Raw genomic sequence first — 16689 nt, forward strand, 5'->3', positions numbered from 1 at the left:
TTCTCGTCCCGCGCATCGCGGGACACGTCGTGTGTATCACGGGACGGATGGTCGTCCCGTCCCTGCTCGTGCCCGCGTTCGTGCCTGGTCATGCCGTGGCCTCCATGGCGACGCGGAGTGCCGCGATGCCCCGTGAGCCGTACGCCTTCACCGAGCCCAGGGATATGCCGAGCGTCTCGGCGACCTGGGCCTCCGTCATGTCCGCGAAGTAGCGGAGCACGAGCACCTCTCGCTGACGCCGCTGGAGCCCCTTCATGGCCTTGATCAGCGCGTCCCGCTCCAGCTGGTCGTACGCGCCCTCTTCGGCACTCGCCATGTCGGGCATCGGCTTGGAGAGCAGCTTCAGCCCGATGATCCGCCGGCGCAGCGCGGACCGCGACAGATTGACGACCGTCTGCCGCAGATAGGCGAGGGTCTTCTCGGGGTCGCGGACGCGACTGCGCGCCGAGTGGACGCGGATGAAGGCCTCCTGGACGACGTCCTCGCAGGAAGCGGTGTCGTCGAGCAGCAGGGCCGCGAGACCGAGCAGCGACCGGTAGTGGGCACGGTAGGTCTCGGTGAGGAGATCGACTGTGGTGCCCGCCGCCATCGCGTCGTCAGCGCCTTCGCGCTGCGACGGAATGCGGGACGGGCGAGCAGCGGGCATGGGAGCGATCACCGGCATCCCGCCGCGCGGACCCCTGCCGACGGCAAGGGGAGCGCGGAACGGCCGGACGGAAGCGCCGCGGGCCGGAGCCGCGCCGGTGCCCCGGGACGGGAGCACGCCGACGCGGGCCGGGACCACTGCCCTGCCGCGAACGGGGACCACCGCGGTGATGTCGAGAACCTCTGCCACGCCTGTTGGACACGCTGCCCCCCGTCAGGGTTGTACGCGCACACCACCGATAGTGACGATGCACCGTATGCCCTCATGCGCACCCGCTTTTCACCAATGCCCCATTTGTTGTGGCTTATCGCGGCACCGCGAAGGGACGACCGCATAGACGCTTCCCGCACAGCAACCGGTTGCACAAGGACGGGAATGCATCGTCGAACATGCCATCACCCCACTTCAAGTGGTACGGACCAGCGACTTGATCACAGGGTGCACACAGATCCTACAAAGTTCTACTACATCGGGGGATCAAAATTCCCGGGCGATGGCCTCGGCGAGCTGAGCGGTGTTCAGCGCGGCACCCTTGCGCAGGTTGTCACCGCACACGAAGAGTTCGAGCACCCGGCTGTCGTCCATGGCCCGCCGGACCCGCCCGACCCAGGTCGGATCCGTGCCCACTACATCGGCCGGCGTGGGGAATTCGCCCGCCGCCGGGTCGTCGAAGAGCACCACGCCCGGCGACGTGGCCAGGATCTCGTGGGCCCGCTCCACCGAGACCTCGTGCTCGAAGCGCGCGTGCACGGAGACCGAGTGGGACGTGACGACCGGCACACGGACGCAGGTCGCGGACACCCGCAGCTCGGGCAGGGAAAGGATCTTGCGGGTCTCGTCCCGGATCGCCAGCTCCTCGGAGGACCAGCCGTCCGCCGCGAGCGCCCCGGACCACGGCACGACGTTGAGCGCCATGGGGGCGGGGAAGGGGCCGACGCCGTCGCCGACGGCACGGCGCACATCGCCGGGGTAGGTGCCCAACTCCGTGCCCGCGACCAGCGCGAGCTGGGTGCGCAGCGCCTCGACGCCGCCCTGCCCGGCCCCGCTGACGGCCTGGTACGCGGAGACGACGAGCTCGTCCACGCAGAACTCGGCGTGCAGCGCCCCCACGGTCACGATCATGGCCAGGGTGGTGCACCCGGGGCTCGCGACGATGCCGCGCGGCCGGACCCGCAAGGAGTGCGGGTTGATCTCGGGCACGACGAGAGGAACATCCGGATCCCGCCGGAAAGCGGCTGAATTGTCCACGACCACCGTGCCCTTGGCGGCGGCGATCGGCGCCCAGTGGGCGGCCACCTCGGCCGGCACCAGGAACAGCGCGACGTCGATTCCTGTCAGCGTCTCCTCGGAGAGCGCGACGACCTCGGTCTCCTCGCCGCGCACGGCCAGCTTGCGGCCGGCCGAACGCGGCGAGGCGATCAGGCGTATCTCACCCCAGACGTCCGCGTGCTGGGACAGGATCTGGAGCATCACCGCGCCGACGGCTCCGGTCGCTCCGACGACCGCCAGAGCCGGCTTGCGGTTCATCGCACGACCACCGGCGCTCGCAGGGCGGCCGCGCGCAGGACGGTCACCGGCCGGTGCCTCCGTAGACGACGGCCTCGTCGGAGTCGCTGTCCAGACCGAAGGCGGTGTGGACGGCGCGGACGGCCTCCTTGACGTCGTCCGCGCGTGTGACGACCGAGATCCGGATCTCCGAGGTGGAGATCAGCTCGATGTTCACACCGGCGTCGGAGAGCGCCTCGAAGAACGACGCCGTCACGCCCGGGTTGGTCTTCATGCCCGCGCCGACCAGCGAGATCTTGGCGATCTGGTCGTCGTAGCGCAGCGACTCGAACCCGATGGCGCTCTTGGTCTTCTCCAGCGCGTCGATCGCCTTGCGGCCCTCGGTCTTCGGGAGGGTGAAGGAGATGTCGGTGAGACCGGTCGACGCGGCGGAGACGTTCTGCACCACCATGTCGATGTTGATCTCGTTGTTGGCGATGGTGCGGAAGATCGCGGCGGCCTCGCCCGGCTTGTCCGGCACGCCGACGACGGTGATCTTCGCCTCGGAGGTGTCGTGGGCGACACCGGAGATGATGGCCTGCTCCACCTTGCGGTCCCCTTGCGGTTCGTTGCTGACCCAGGTGCCCCGCAGCCCCGAGAAGGACGAGCGGACGTGGATCGGGATGTTGTATCGGCGTGCGTACTCCACGCAGCGGTGCAGCAGCACCTTGGAGCCGGAGCTGGCGAGCTCCAGCATGTCCTCGAACGAGATCCAGTCGATCTTGCGGGCCTTCTTCACCACCCGCGGGTCGGCGGTGAACACACCGTCGACGTCCGTGTAGATCTCGCAGACCTCGGCGTCCAGGGCCGCGGCCAGCGCGACGGCGGTCGTGTCCGACCCGCCCCGGCCGAGGGTGGTGATGTCCTTCTTGTCCTGGGACACACCCTGGAAGCCGGCGACGATGGCGATGTTGCCCTCGTCCAGCGCGGTGCGGATACGGCCCGGCGTGACATCGATGATGCGCGCTTTGTTGTGGACCGAGTCGGTGATGACGCCTGCCTGGCTCCCGGTGAACGACTGGGCCTCGTGGCCCAGGTTTTTGATCGCCATCGCCAGCAGCGCCATGGAGATCCGCTCTCCGGCGGTCAGCAGCATGTCGAACTCACGCCCGGCAGGAATGGGGGAAACCTGCTCGGCGAGATCGATCAACTCGTCCGTCGTGTCGCCCATCGCCGAGACCACGACGACCACCTGGTGGCCGCTCTTCTTGGCATCGACGATTCGCTTGGCGACGCGCTTGATGCCCTCGGCATCCGCAACGGAGGAGCCTCCGTACTTCTGCACGACAAGGCCCACGTGCGCTCCTCGCTCGGTCTTCTGCCGCAGTCATTACTGCGGTCGGCGTCAGTTTAACGAGCAGCCCGGATTCACCCTCCCCGTATCACTGCGTGAGATGTCCCGCTCACGAAGTGACCCGCGGACAAGCGCCGGGCTGCCCGGGATGTGTCTGCCCGGGGGACGGCGTGGTACGCGGATGTGTGGGCGGCCTCACACCCCGCCCGGCCGGGGGACGGGTCCGGTCACGAGCCCTGGGCCGCCCTGGTGCCGACCATCAGGGACGTACGGGCCGGGACGGCGGTGTCGTACGCCGCCTCCGCCGGCGCTGCCGTGTCCACGACCTTGATCATCAGTGGCGTACGGCCGATGGGGCCCTTCACCGCGGCGCGCAGCCGGAAGCGTTCGACGCGCGAGGCGTCGCGGGCGAGCGGGGAGCCGGACGGGACGAGCCAGTGGGGCTGGACGTCGTTGGCCACGCGGAGTTCCACGGAGTTCCAGCGTCCCGTGGCGGGATCGCGGCGCTCCAGGACGAGCCCGTTCCGGGCCGGGGCCGGACCGTCGCCCGCGCTTTCCATGATCTCCATCTGGAACGCGACGGCCAGTTCGGCGTAGGCACGCGCGCTGCCGTTGTGGACGGAGACCGTGAACTCCTTGGCGGCACCGCCCCGTACGAGCTCGATCCGGCCACCGGCGGTGGAGGCGTACATGCTGAGCACGGTCCGCCGGGCGGGAGCGGAGACCGGAGCAGGAGCGGACGGCTTTGCCGCGGGAGCGGGCGTGACGGCCGTCGACGGCCCGGACCCGGCGGGCGGGGACATCGACTCCGGGGGCGTGTGCGCCGGGGTGAGCGGAAGCGGCTGGGGCGGCTCCGACGAGGGCGGGCCCGGCACCGCGGCCGGGGCCTTCGCCTCGTCGGCGGCCGGGCCGCAGCCCGCCAGGAGCGCCGCCACCACGACCGCCGTACCGGCAGCGGTCACTCGCGCCCTCTGCATACGTCTCACAAGGACCACCGAAGGAAGAGAAGGGAAGGACGTTGAAGATCGAACGGCTTGATGGATCGTCAACGTACAGCCCGGCGGAGGCGGTGGCTCCGTCCCGGAGGTCTCGCTTCTGCTACAGCGCTCCAGCTACGGCACTTCTCCTACGGGCCGGATCAGCGCGGTGCGCGGACCGCCCGCAGCCCCAGCGGACCCGCGATCTCCTGGGCCATCACCCGGCCCGCCTCCTCCGCGAGCGTGTCCTCGGGCAGGTCCTCGTCCGTGTCGAGCCCGTCCAGCTCCTCCAGCGGCTGGTCGAGGCGGACGTGCGAGACCAGGGACTGGAGTGCGCGCAGCGTCGCCGAGGCGGTCGGGCCCCAGTTGGAGAAGTACGAGAACTGCCACCACCACAGGGCCTCGGTGGTGCGGCCCGCGCGGTAGTGGGCCAGACCGTGGCCCAGGTCGGCGACGATGTCCGCGAGGTTGTCGGAGATCCGGCACGGCACCGGTGCCTTGCGCGGCTCGTACGGGTCGAAGACCTCGGAGAAGACGTCGACCGGGTCGAGGAGCCGGGCGAACCGCTCACGCAGTTCGTCGACGTCCAGGTCGGGACCCGTGTCCACCTCGTACCGCTCCTCGGGAACGATGTCCTCGTGGGCACCCAGCCGACCGCCGGCGAGCAACAGCTGGGAGACCTCCAGCAGCAGGAAGGGCACCGCGCTGTCCGGCTCGTCGCCGCGCGCCACTTCCGTGGTGGCCACGATGAAGCTCTCGATCGAGTCGGCGATCTGTACCGCGAAGTCGTCGGGGTCCTGCGTGGCGGAGTGCAGCGTTGCGTCAGACATCGAGAAGTCGTCTCCCCTCGAAGGCACGCCCGAGCGTGACCTCGTCGGCGTATTCCAGGTCGCCGCCAACGGGAAGTCCGCTGGCGAGGCGCGTCACCTTCAGCCCCATGGGCTTGATCATGCGCGCCAGGTACGTCGCGGTGGCCTCGCCCTCGAGATTGGGGTCGGTCGCCAGGATCAGCTCGGTGACCGTGCCGTCCGCGAGCCGCGCGAGCAGTTCGCGGATGCGCAGATCGTCCGGGCCGACACCTTCGATCGGGCTGATCGCACCGCCCAGCACGTGGTAGCGCCCGCGGAACTCACGAGTCCGCTCGATCGCCACGACGTCCTTGGGCTCCTCGACCACGCAGATGACCGCCAGGTCGCGGCGCGCGTCCCGGCAGATGCCGCACTGTTCCTGCTGCGCGACGTTTCCGCACACCGCGCAGAAGCGGACCTTGTCCTTCACCTCGAGCAGGGCATGGGCGAGGCGGCGGACGTCGGTCGGCTCGGCCTGGAGGATGTGGAAGGCGATCCGCTGCGCGCTCTTGGGACCGACGCCGGGCAGCCTGCCCAGTTCGTCGATGAGGTCCTGAACCACGCCTTCGTACAACGGAACGCCTCTCTGAGAACGCTTTGATGGTTACGGTAGTTGGTCCGCCCGCGCCTTAGAAGGGCAGTCCCGGGATCCCGCTGCCGCCGCCCAGTCCCTGGGTGAGCGGGCCGAGCTTCTGCTGCTGCAGCTGCTGCGCGTTCTCGGTGGCGGCCTGGACGGCGGCGAGGACGAGATCGGCGAGGGTCTCGGTGTCCTCGGGGTCCACGGCCTTGGGGTCGATGACGAGGCCCCGCAGGTCACCGGAGCCGGTGACGGTCGCCCTCACGAGACCTCCGCCGGCCTGCCCCTCGACCTCGGTCGCCGCAAGCTCCTCCTGCGCACGGGCGAGGTCCTGCTGCATCTTCTGGGCCTGCTGAAGCAACTGCTGCATATTGGGCTGCCCACCACCGGGAATCACGGTCACTCCTGGCATTTCGACGACGATTGTTCGGTAAACCGAGCCTACGTGGTCGCAGGGCGGCATGCCCCGCCCAGTGGGCACGAACTCTTTCGAGTGACTTCCAGGCGGGAAGGGCCGTCCTTCCTCTACCGGATCAAGACCCCCGTGCGGGCGGAAATACCGGGATTTCGCTCCCGCGGCCCACCATTCGGCGGTAGGAAGACCGTACGCACCAGTACCCACGCGCGCATCGCAGGTCACGCAGGGTTAGCAGGTTACGTACGCAGTCACGCTGAGCGCAGAGGAGTGCCCCGGTGAGTCAGCCGGAGATGCAGCCTGGGGGGTCGGCCCGGGAGGAGGACGGGGTCGGGGTCCCGGCGAACGGCGGTGCCCCGGGCTCCGGAGGCACCGCGCGGGGCGATCGCGACCGCGACGGTGATCGGGTCCGTGACCACGACCGGGTCCGTGACCTGGCCGGACGGCCGTTCCCGCTCGGCGACTGGGGCGAGCCGGCGGAGCGCCTCGACGAGCTGTACCGCTGGGTGGAGGCCAACGCGCTGCGCACCGCCGACTGGTATCTCGCCGACCGCGTCCGCAAGCGCCGTGGCGCCCGCGCGCTGCGCGCCGGGACGGCTCTGGGCGCGGTCGCGGGCGCGGCGCTGCCCCTGCTGGACCTCACGGACGTGCTGGCGGGCGCGGCGGGCTGGGGCTACCTCTCGCTGCTGCTCGGCGCGGCCTGTCTGGCCTGCGACCGGTACTTCGGCCTGACCACGGGCTGGATAAGGAGCGTGGCCACGGCCCAGGCCGTGCACCGCCGCCTCCAGGCGCTCCAGTTCGACTGGGCGTCCGAGAGCGTGCGGGAGGTCCTCGGCCCCACGGAGGGCACGGCCGGCGAGGCGGCGGAACGCTGCCTGAACGTGCTGCGCCGTTTCTCGGAGGACCTCACGGACCTGGTCCGCACCGAGACCGCCGACTGGATGATCGAATTCCGCGCGGGCCCCGCGCCTCTGCTGATGCAGTCGGCGACCACTCAGCCCCGCCCCGACCCCGCCCATCCCTCGGGCCGCTTCCCGCTGTCCCCGCCGACCCGTCCGAACATGCCGAGGCAGCGCCCGCCTGAGGCGCGGTGACGCAGGCGCGCGGGCACTCGGGCACGCAGTAACGCAGGCACGTAGGCGCCCAGGCACCCAGGCAGGACCAGGTGCGGAGACAGGTCGGCCGCACGTTCGGCTCGACGACGGCTCAGCTGAAGATGATCATCGAGCCCTGTCCCAGGCTGCGGGTCGCCGCCGCGTGCAGGCCCAGCCAGACGTGGCGTTCCCGGGCGAAGGGGCTGTCGTCGTGGGGGATGGGGCCCGCCGGCTCCTCCAGGGAGGTGGGGCGGGACGGAGGCGCCGGGGCGGACGGGGGGTTGGCGGGGTCGATCCCGATCGAGGGGGCCACGTACTCGAGTTCGCGGAGCAGTCCCTGGGACGAGCCGAGGGGGCCGCCGCCGGCGAGGAGGTCCTCGTTGGACAGGGGCTCGGGGAAGTCGACGGGGACGTAGGCGCCCGCGTGGTCGTAGTGCCAGACCAGGTGGGACTCCTGGGCCGTGGACTCGAACATCTCCAGGAGCTGCTCGTAGTCACCGCCCAGTTCGTCGACCGGCGTCACCGCCAGTCCGCAGATCTGGAGCAGATACGCCCGGCGCAGGAAGTGCAGGGCGTCGTAGTCGAAGCCGGCGACGGGGGCGACGTCCCCCGAGAGTCCGGGCATGTAGGCGAAGACGGGGACGGTGGGCAGACCGGCCTCGGTGAGGGCCTTGTCGTACGAGGCGATCTCCTCGGCGAAGGGGTTGTCGGGGCTGTGGCACAGCACATCGACGAGGGGGACCAGCCAGAGGTCACAGGCCAAAACGGGCTCGCTCTCCATCGGAGTCGTACCAGGTTGTGCGATGGTCGGGACAGCGTAGTGCTACTAGCACATCGCGCACAGTCAGCCGTCGCGGGCGCTGGAGTCGGAATCGGCATCGAGGGTGTGCAGATCCCATACCCACACTCCGCCGATGCGCTCCCCCGGGCTGCCCAGCAGTTTCGCGACCGCCTCGTGCAGCGGCCCGTCGTTGTCCTGCGGCGCCAGCACCACCACCCCCGCCCGCCAGTACTCCAGGTCCGCACGGGCCTGGGCCCGCCAGTTGGCGCCGATGTCGGGTACGGGGGCGCCGTAGCGGATGTCACGGAGGAGGTTGGAGGTGTGGCGGGGGGAAGCGCCGTAGATGCCGATGCGGTCCGGACCCCAGGGCCCGTTGAAGTATCCACCGGGCACCCGGAAGCCGAGCCCGGTCGCCGACTGCCAGTGCAGCGCCTCCGCGTTGCCCGGGTCCGGCAGTGGGACCGGGACCAGGGTCTCGCCCGGTCCGAGGTGCTCGCGGTACATGCCGTCGGCGATGAACGCCGGGATCTCCGGGCGCTCCCGCACGGGGTACGGGGTCGGCGCGATGGGGACGAGCGCGGCGGCCAGGGCGGCGAGCCCGGTCAGCCTGTTCACCCGTACGGGCGTCGCGAGGAGACGGTCCGCCGCGAGCGCCACCAGCATGCCGAGTGCCGGGGCGCAGATCATCGCCATCCGTGACTCGATGACGGACTCGAACAGCGGCCGGTCGGCCAGCCATCGCCACGGTCCGGTCAGCACGATGTCCGTGTACGGGACGCGGAAGTGCACGCCCAGGGACAGGAAGGCGGCCGCGACGGTGGTGAACGCCAGTGCCCTGACCGCCGCCAGACGCCACAGGCGCACCACCACCGCCACGGTGAACGCGACCAGCGGCCAGCCGTAGAACGCGTTCTGCTCGGTGCGGTTCATGGCGAGGAGATCCGCCCGCACCTCGTCCCCCAGCAGCGACCGCCCCGAGAACTCCAGGAAGGACAGCGGGCTGTTGAAGGTGTTGTCGCCGTGCAGCACGTCGGTGTAGCTCTGCGGGCCGAAGAACTGCCACCACAGCGGGAACGCCACCAGCGGGACGGCGACGGCCACGCCGATACCGAGCCCGCTCAGCAGCGGCCGCCACGCCACTCGGGCGACGTCGCGGCGGGCTGCCGCGTACGACAGCGCGAAGAGCAGCATGCCGACGGCCGCGAGCAGCAGCGGTTCCTCGCCGAGGAAGATCTGGTACGCCGCGAACAGGCCGAGCAGCACCCCGTCGCGCACCACCCGGCGCCCCTCGCACAGCCGCAGCGCCCTGTCGATGACCACCGGAATCATGAACAGGACGAGGAAGTTGGGGTGGGCGTTGCCGTGGGAGATCATCGGTGGCGCGAAGGCGCAGAGCGCGGCCCCGAGTGCGGCCGCGCAGCGGTTGCGCACGGCCCTACCGGCGACGAGGTGCCGGGCGATCAGCCGGTACCAGGCGTACGCCGTCGCCGTCAGGCCGAGCGTGAGGACGAGGGCCCAGGTGACGGTCGGGCCGAGGGCGAGGGTGACGGGGGTGAGCGGGACGGACAGTCCCAGCATCACCGTGTTCGCCATCAGGTTCACGCCGTCGGGATGCCCCTGGAGGGTCGTGAAGAGCGGGTTGCGCAGATGGGCCACGTTGTCCGCGGTGACCGCGAAGAACCACTCCCACTGGTTCTGGTCCTGCATCGAGTCGGCGAGATAGCCGCGGCTCAGATCGGACCAGAGGTTCTTGTAGAGGAGGAGGGAGGCGAGGAGGAAGAGGCCGAGGACGGCGAGGTCCGCGCGTCGTAGGCCACGCCACGGTCCTGCGGACCGGCCGGGGCGCGGGTCGTCGGCGTGGGTTCGGTCGGCGCGGCCTCGGTCGGCGTGCGGTCGGCCCGTGCGCGCTTTGAGGCGTCCGAGCTCCAGCAGCACCTTCGCGTAGTCCACCGGCCGCACCTTGGAACCGGCGCGGTGCGACCAGCGCACCGGGACCTCGGTGATCCGCCAGCCCGCCCGCCGGAAGAAGCTGAGGATCTCGACGTCGATCCCCCAGCCGTCGATGCGCGAGTCGGCGAAGGCGGCCCGCGCCTTGTCGCCGTCGAAGAGCTTGAAGCCGCACTGGGTGTCGTGGACATCGGGTACGGCGACCGCGCGTATCAGCCGGTTCCCCATGCGTCCGAGCCATTCGCGCAGCGGGCGCTGGTGCACCTCGATACGGGAGTCGGGGTGGGCGCGCGATCCGATGGCGGCGCCGCCGCCCTCCGCGGTGAGCTGCTTGTCGACCCGGTCCAGTTCGTCGATGGGGGTGGCGAGGTCGGCGTCGGTGAGGAGGACGCGGCGGCCGTAGGAGGAGAGGACGCCGAGCCGCAGCGCATGGCCCTTGCCGTGGTTGCGGTCGCAGGTGACGACCTGGACACGGGCGTCCTCGGCGGCCGCCTCCCGGGCGACGCGCGCGGTGCCGTCCGTCGAACCGTCGTCGACGACGATCAGCTCCCACGTGCCCCAGCGGCCGGGGTCGGCGTTCAGATGCTCCCTGATCGCGTCCAGGGTGAGCGGCAGGCGGGCTTCCTCGTTGTACGCCGGGACGACGACGGTGAGGTCGACGGCCGGGTCGGAGGTGGCCGCGGGGGCGGCGCTCGAGACGTTCGCGGAGGTCACGCCGACTGCCGCTCCAGGCGGTCCGCCCACTTCAGGGCGAGGTCGTCGTGCGACGCGATCACGGCGTGGACGGCGTCGGCGTCGCCGAGGGTCATCGCGTCGACCAGCTCCTCGTGCCCGCTCCACAGCCACTCGCCGAGCTCGGGTTCGGCGCGGAGGTGGGGGACCGCGAAGGCCCAGGACTGGACGCGGAGGCGGTGCAGGAAGTCGGCGATGTAGCTGTTGGTGACGAGGGTGCCGAGCTCGCGCCAGAACCGCAGGTCGTAGCCGATGAGTACGTTCAGCTCCCCGCAGCGGGCGGCCCGTGCCGCCTCCTCCGCGCGGCGGCGTACGGAGACGAGCGCGACGCCGCTCGCCAGGTGGGCGCGCGGGGCACCGCCCTCGCGGAAGATGCCGTCGACGATGAGCGAGCGGGCCTCGATCATGCCGCGGAAGTCCTCGACGGAGAATCGGTGCACCTGGTAGCCGCGATGCTGGTTGGAGTCGAGCAGTCCCTGGCCGGCGAGATCGACGAGCGCCTCGCGTACGGGGGTGGCGGACACGCCGTACTGCTCGGCGATCTGCTTGACCGTGAACTCCTGGCCGGGCTGGAGACGCCCGGCGAGGACTTCGTCACGCAGCGCGTCGGCGATCTGCTGCCGCAGGGTGTTGCGGGTCACAGCTCCGCTCGCGGGCATCGTGTCCGTCCCCTCCATCCGGTTGCGGACACCTTAAGCCAGGGGAGGCGTGCGGCTGTCTGCGCACGGCACGCTGCCCCCGGGCGGAGCGCCTGCGCCGGGCCAGGCGCTCCGCGAGCGGCCGGCTACGCCGTGTGCTCGTCCGCCACCGCCAGCGCGGCGTCCAGCGCGGCGAGGCCCTCCTTCGCCTCCGCCTCGGTGATGTTGCAGGCCGGGACGGCGTGGGTGCGGTTCATGTTGATGAAGGGCCACAGGCCGTTGGCCTTGCAGGCGGCGCCGAAGGCGGCCATGGGCGCGGCGGCCTCGCCCGAGGCGTTGTACGGGACGAGCGGCTCGCGGGTCTCGCGGTCGCGTACGAGGTCGAGCGCCCAGAAGGCGCCGAGGCCGCGGACCTCGCCGACCGACGGGTGGCGGTCGGCCAGTTCGCGCAGGCCGGGGCCGAGGACGGTCTCACCGATGTGCGCGGCGTGCTCGACGACCTTCTCGTCCTCCATCGCCCGGATCGTGGCGACGGCGGCCGCGCAGGCCAGCGGGTGACCGGAGTAGGTGAGGCCGCCGGGGTAGGGCCGCTTGTCGAAGGTGGCCGCGATCTCTGCCGAGATGGCGACGCCGCCGAGCGGCACGTACCCGGAGTTGACGCCCTTCGCGAAGGTCATCAGGTCGGGCACGACGTCGTAGTGGTCGGCGGCGAACCACGTGCCGGTCCGTCCGAAGCCCGCCATGACCTCGTCGAGGACGAAGACGATCCCGTACCGGTCGCAGATCTCGCGGACGCCCGCGAGGTACCCGGGCGGCGGGGTCATGATGCCCGCCGTGCCGGGGATGGTCTCCAGGACGATCGCCGCGACGGTCCCGGGACCCTCGAACGCGATGGTGTCCTCGAGGTGGGTCAGCGCCCGCGCGCACTCCTCCGCCTCGGTCGTGGCGTAGAACGGCGAGCGGTAGAGGAACGGCGCCCAGAAGTGGACGACACCGGCGGAGGCCGTGTCGGAGGCCCAGCGCCGCGGGTCGCCGGTGAGGTTGATCGCCGTGGACGTGCCGCCGTGGTACGAGCGGTAGGCGGAGAGCACCTTCGTACGGCCCGTGTGCAGCCGGGCCATGCGCACGGCGTTCTCGACGGCCTCGGCTCCGCCGTTGGTGAAGAAGATCTTGTCCAGGTCGCCGGGCGTGCGCTCGGCTATGAGGCGTGCGGCCTCGGACCGTACGTCGACGGCGAACGCGGGCGCGAACGTGGCCAGCCGCCCCGCCTGCTCCTGGATCGCGGCGACGACCTTCGGGTGCTGGTAGCCGATGTTGGTGTAGACGAGGCCACTGGTGAAGTCGAGGTAGCGCTTGCCGTCGTAGTCCCAGAAGTACGAACCCTCCGCGCCGGCCACGGCGAGCGGGTCGATCAGGCCCTGGGCGGACCACGAGTGGAAGACGTGCGCGCGGTCGGCGGCCTTTACGGCCGCGCCGGCCTGGGGGTCGGGAGCGACATGAGGGGTCAGAGGGGTCATGCGGCCAGGTTAGGGACGCCCGGGTCACGGTCGACATGGCCACCTTGTATGGCCTCGGCCACTTTCATGGGCAAGGTGTCGCGACGGAGACACCCCTGCGCGAGACACCCCGAATCTGCGAGACACCCCCGAAGCATTGACAGCATGCTGCCGATATGACAGTTTACTGTCAATCGACCGCAGGGAGGCCGCCATGACCGTCCATCTCGCCGTCTACGACACCTTCGCCGACTGGGAAACCGGCCACGCCACCGCCTGGCTCGCCCGCACCGGCCACCCCGTCCGCACCGTCGGCCCCGCCGCCGACAAGCCGGTCACCAGCATCGGCGGCCTGCGCGTCCTGCCCGAACTCGCCCTCGAAGAGCTGCGGCCCGAGGACAGCGAGCTGCTCGTCCTCCCCGGCGCCGACCTGTGGGACGCGGGCGACGACCTCGCGCCCTTCGCCCGCAAGGCGCGCGAGTTCCTGGACGCGGGCGTGCCCGTCGCCGCGATCTGCGGGGCCACGGCCGGGCTGGCGCGGGAGGGACTGCTGGACGACAGGAAGCACACCAGCGCCGTGTCGTTCTATCTCGCGGCGACCGGCTACGCGGGCGGCGGGAACTACGTCGACACCGACGCCGTCACCGACGGCGATCTGATCACGGCCGGCCCGACCGAGCCTGTCGCCTTCGCCCGTGAAGTGCTCGGCAGACTGGGCGCGTTCGAGGGATCCCGGCTCGACGCCTGGTACCGGCTGTTCCACGACTCGGACCCGGCCGCGTACGAAGAGCTCAACTCATGACGGACGCACCCCGGGCGCAGCAGGATCTGCTGAGCGCCACGGCTCTCGGCGTCTTCCGCCTCAACGGCCAGTTCCTCGGTGTCGCCGAGGAACTGGCCCGCCCCGCCGGGCTGACCGCCGCCTGGTGGCAGGTACTCGGCGCCGTGCTCGGCGAGCCCCTGCCCGTCGCCGGGGTCGCCCGCGCCATGGGCATCACCCGGCAGAGCGTGCAGCGGATCGCCGACCTGCTCGTCGACAAGGGCCTCGCCGAGTACGTCCCGAACCCGGCGCACCGCCGCGCCAAACTGCTGCGCCCCACCGCCGAGGGCCGGGCCGCGATCCAGCGGATCGACCCCGGCCACGCGGACCTCGCGGCCCGGCTCGCCGAAGAGCTCGGGACGGAGCGGTTCGAGCAGACGGTACGGGTCCTGACGCGACTGTCCGAGGCGATGGACGCGATCAGTTCGAAGGACGCGATCAGTTCGGCGCACTGGCAGGATCGTCCGGCTTCGCACCGGCCCGCGCCGGCGAGCCCGTGACGTACGCCATCGACTCGCTGAACTCCGGGTCGGACAGCCGCCGTTCCAGCTCCGCCTCGTCCACGTCCTCGACGTGTGTCTGGATCCACCAGACGTTGCCGTACGGATCACGGACCCGGCCCACCTTGTCGCCGAAGTACAGGTGGGTCACCTCCGTCACCGACGTACCCCCCGCCGCGACCGCCCGCCGGTGCGTCTCCTCCGCGTCCGGCACGTACAGCCGCACGAAGGCGGGGGTGGCCGGCCAGTCCCTGGGACTGTCGAAGGCCATCAGCCGCGCGTTGCCGATGCGCAGCTCCGCGTGCCCGATCGTGCCGTCCTCCATCTCGAAGCGGCCCAGGTCCTCCGCGTCGAAGGCCCGTTGGAGGTAGTCGATGAGGCCCGCCGTGTCATGGCCGATGATCCACGGCGTGACCGTGGTGTAGCCCTCGGGAACCGGCTGAACGGTCATGCCTGTCTCCTCGCGTATGCCTACGGGATCGCAACTCGACAGAACGTAGGCCGGAATTAGGCCGGTTTCCGGCCTGGTGCCGACCATCTGTGGGGACCGCTTCCTCGCGCACTATCCTCAGGCGATCGAGCACGCGCGTACGCGCGTGACGAACTTCGGGGGGAGGGCCGCTCGGCCATGGAGCAGCTCGCATCGGGGGATCCGCGGCGCATCGGCGCGTACCGGCTGCTCGCCCGCCTGGGAGCCGGCGGCATGGGCCGGGTGTATCTCGCCCGCTCGGACCGGGGCCGTACGGTCGCGGTCAAGCTGGTACGGCGTGAGCTGGCGGAGCAGGAGGAGTTCCGCAGCCGCTTCCGCCAGGAGGTGGCGGCGGCACGCCGGGTGGGCGGGCCCTGGACCGCGCCGGTGCTGGACGCGGACACCGAGGCGGCGGTGCCGTGGGTCGCGACCGGTTACGTCGCCGGGCCCTCGCTGCACGCCGTCGTGTCCGGCGGCCGGCGTGGCGACGGGGGCGACGGGAGCCACGGCCGTCAGGGCGGCGACGACGGCGGCCGGGACAGCGGCCCCGCCGCCCACGGCCCGCTGCCCGAGCATTCCGTACGCACCCTCGGCGTCGGCCTCGCCCGCGCCCTGACGGACATCCACCGCGCCGGCATCGTCCACCGCGACCTCAAGCCCTCCAACGTGCTGATCACCATCGACGGACCCCGCGTCATCGACTTCGGAATCGCCCGCGCCCTGGAGACCGTCACGGACGGCGGGCTCACCCGCACGGGAGCGCTGGTCGGTTCACCCGGGTTCATGGCGCCCGAGCAGGTGCGCGGTGACCGGATCACCCCGGCCTGCGACGTGTTCTGCCTGGGCTCGGTCCTCGCGTACGCGGCGAGCGGGCGGCTGCCGTTCGGCTCGGCGGACAGCGGAGTGCACGCCCAGATGTTCCGGATCGCCGAGGAGGAGCCGGATCTCTCCGGCGTCCCGGACGGGCTGCGGGACCTGATACGCGACTGCCTGCACAAGGAGCCCGGCTCCCGGCCCACGCTGGAGCAGTTCCTGGAGCGGGCCGGGGGCGTGTCGCAGGACTCCACGGTGCCGTGGCTTCCCGGATCGCTCATCGCCCAACTGGGCAGCCATGCCGTGAAACTGCTGGAGGTCGAGCACCCGGAGAGCTTCCCGGACCCGTCGGAACCGACTCCTCCGGCCCCTGCTCCTGCGGGCCCTGCGCCTACGGCACCGTCCACTCCGGGTACCGCTGCTCCGGGTACCGCTGCTCCGGGTGTGCCCGCGGTGCACGCCCTTCCCACGATGCCCGGCCCTGCGACGCCGCCCCCGTACGTCCCCCACCCCGTCTACGTCCCACTGCCGCCCGCCCCCGAGCCGCCGCGCCCCAGCACTCGCGGCACGGTGGCCCTCGTCGCCGTCGCCGTGGTCGTCGCGGTCGCCGCCGGCACGTCGGTGTACGCGCTCATGAACGGCTCCGGCCATACGAAGAACCCGCCGGCGCCCGGCCCTTCGGCATCCGGGAGCCCCACGACCGCCGAGTCGTCCCCGAAGTCGCCCGAAGCATCGCCGACCACCGGCCCCGGGACCGTTCCGCAGGAGTACGTCGGCACCTGGCAGGCGGCCTTCACCACCGCCGACGGCAACACCAACACCCGCGTCATGACCATCACGCGCGGCTCGACCGGCGACACCGTCATGACCCTCACCGGCACGAGCGCCACCTACGACTGCGCCTGGTCCGCCACGCTGCGCGACCCGGGCCCGCCCCTCGAACTCGGCCCCACCCAGGTCTCCTCGGGCGATCCGCAGAGTTGCTCCCCCGGCGAGTGGAGCCGTCTCAACATGCCCGACGACCGCACGATCGTCCGCGAGCTCGTCGGCTCGGGCGGAGCCCCGCTGACGTACACGAAGGTGGACTGACGGCCGGC

General features: G+C 71.3%; 16 protein-coding genes. 4 read left to right on the forward strand and 12 right to left on the reverse strand.

Annotated elements, in window-relative coordinates; translation table 11 throughout:
- Positions 1-88: 88 nt before the first annotated feature.
- From ACIQMR_RS05010 to ACIQMR_RS05040, 7 genes are all read right to left on the reverse strand, one after another.
- Positions 89-835 carry a SigE family RNA polymerase sigma factor gene (locus ACIQMR_RS05010; RefSeq protein WP_401383000.1) on the reverse strand — a complete coding sequence of 249 codons (747 nt, stop codon included), beginning with the start codon at positions 833-835 and terminating at the stop codon, positions 89-91.
- 288 nt (positions 836-1123) lie between these two features.
- The gene (locus tag ACIQMR_RS05015; protein WP_401383002.1) at positions 1124-2173 is read right to left on the reverse strand and encodes an aspartate-semialdehyde dehydrogenase; all 1050 of its coding nucleotides are present in this window, start codon (positions 2171-2173) and stop codon (positions 1124-1126) included.
- A 43-nt stretch (positions 2174-2216) separates the two neighbouring features.
- Positions 2217-3488 carry an aspartate kinase gene (locus ACIQMR_RS05020; protein WP_266381081.1) on the reverse strand — a complete coding sequence of 424 codons (1272 nt, stop codon included), beginning with the start codon at positions 3486-3488 and terminating at the stop codon, positions 2217-2219.
- A gap of 224 nt (positions 3489-3712) precedes the next feature.
- Positions 3713-4471: a hypothetical protein gene (locus ACIQMR_RS05025; RefSeq protein WP_401383005.1), complete on the reverse strand. Its 759-nt coding sequence runs from the start codon at positions 4469-4471 to the stop codon at positions 3713-3715.
- A 152-nt stretch (positions 4472-4623) separates the two neighbouring features.
- Entirely contained in the window at positions 4624-5292 is a 669-nt protein-coding gene (locus ACIQMR_RS05030) for a DUF5063 domain-containing protein (RefSeq protein ID WP_401383007.1), read from the reverse strand.
- Positions 5285-5884, reverse strand: coding sequence for a recombination mediator RecR (recR, locus tag ACIQMR_RS05035; protein WP_401383008.1), 600 nt, complete (start codon positions 5882-5884; stop codon positions 5285-5287). The genes ACIQMR_RS05030 and recR overlap by 8 nt, the downstream gene beginning before the upstream one ends.
- Positions 5885-5939: 55 nt before the next feature.
- Positions 5940-6284: a YbaB/EbfC family nucleoid-associated protein gene (locus tag ACIQMR_RS05040; protein ID WP_266384292.1), complete on the reverse strand. Its 345-nt coding sequence runs from the start codon at positions 6282-6284 to the stop codon at positions 5940-5942.
- 296 nt (positions 6285-6580) lie between these two features.
- Between ACIQMR_RS05040 and ACIQMR_RS05045 the strand changes: the two genes are divergently transcribed.
- The gene (locus tag ACIQMR_RS05045) at positions 6581-7396 is read left to right on the forward strand and encodes an SLATT domain-containing protein (protein WP_401383011.1); all 816 of its coding nucleotides are present in this window, start codon (positions 6581-6583) and stop codon (positions 7394-7396) included.
- A 112-nt stretch (positions 7397-7508) separates the two neighbouring features.
- On the opposite strand, the gene ACIQMR_RS05050 is transcribed toward ACIQMR_RS05045, so the two are convergent.
- The 4 genes from ACIQMR_RS05050 to ACIQMR_RS05065 form a co-directional block, all read right to left on the reverse strand.
- On the reverse strand, positions 7509-8159 hold the full coding sequence (locus tag ACIQMR_RS05050; RefSeq protein WP_401384066.1) for a hypothetical protein: 651 nt from the start codon (positions 8157-8159) through the stop codon (positions 7509-7511).
- A gap of 81 nt (positions 8160-8240) precedes the next feature.
- Positions 8241-10838, reverse strand: a complete 2598-nt coding sequence (locus tag ACIQMR_RS05055) for a glycosyltransferase (RefSeq protein ID WP_401383012.1) — start codon at positions 10836-10838, stop codon at positions 8241-8243.
- Positions 10835-11515 carry a GntR family transcriptional regulator gene (locus ACIQMR_RS05060; RefSeq protein WP_401384068.1) on the reverse strand — a complete coding sequence of 227 codons (681 nt, stop codon included), beginning with the start codon at positions 11513-11515 and terminating at the stop codon, positions 10835-10837. The genes ACIQMR_RS05055 and ACIQMR_RS05060 overlap by 4 nt, the downstream gene beginning before the upstream one ends.
- A 125-nt stretch (positions 11516-11640) precedes the next feature.
- On the reverse strand, positions 11641-13011 hold the full coding sequence (locus tag ACIQMR_RS05065; RefSeq protein ID WP_401383015.1) for an aspartate aminotransferase family protein: 1371 nt from the start codon (positions 13009-13011) through the stop codon (positions 11641-11643).
- Between the two features lie 193 nt (positions 13012-13204).
- Here ACIQMR_RS05065 and ACIQMR_RS05070 point away from each other — a divergent pair, with 193 nt between their 5' ends.
- Complete coding sequence (locus ACIQMR_RS05070; RefSeq protein ID WP_401383018.1) at positions 13205-13792, forward strand: DJ-1/PfpI family protein; 588 nt, start codon at positions 13205-13207, stop codon at positions 13790-13792.
- Positions 13789-14310, forward strand: a complete 522-nt coding sequence (locus tag ACIQMR_RS05075) for a MarR family winged helix-turn-helix transcriptional regulator (protein WP_401383021.1) — start codon at positions 13789-13791, stop codon at positions 14308-14310. Before ACIQMR_RS05070 ends, ACIQMR_RS05075 begins: the two co-directional genes overlap by 4 nt.
- Here the strand turns inward: ACIQMR_RS05075 and ACIQMR_RS05080 are convergent.
- Complete coding sequence (locus tag ACIQMR_RS05080; RefSeq protein ID WP_401383024.1) at positions 14249-14761, reverse strand: VOC family protein; 513 nt, start codon at positions 14759-14761, stop codon at positions 14249-14251. The genes ACIQMR_RS05075 and ACIQMR_RS05080 overlap by 62 nt on opposite strands.
- Positions 14762-14938: 177 nt before the next feature.
- Between ACIQMR_RS05080 and ACIQMR_RS05085 the strand changes: the two genes are divergently transcribed.
- Entirely contained in the window at positions 14939-16681 is a 1743-nt protein-coding gene (locus tag ACIQMR_RS05085; protein WP_401383026.1) for a serine/threonine-protein kinase, read from the forward strand.
- The last annotated feature ends 8 nt before the right edge of the window (positions 16682-16689 follow it).

Origin of the sequence: Streptomyces sp. NPDC091376 (assembly GCF_044757085.1) — a bacterium.
Classification (GTDB): domain Bacteria; phylum Actinomycetota; class Actinomycetes; order Streptomycetales; family Streptomycetaceae; genus Streptomyces; species Streptomyces pratisoli.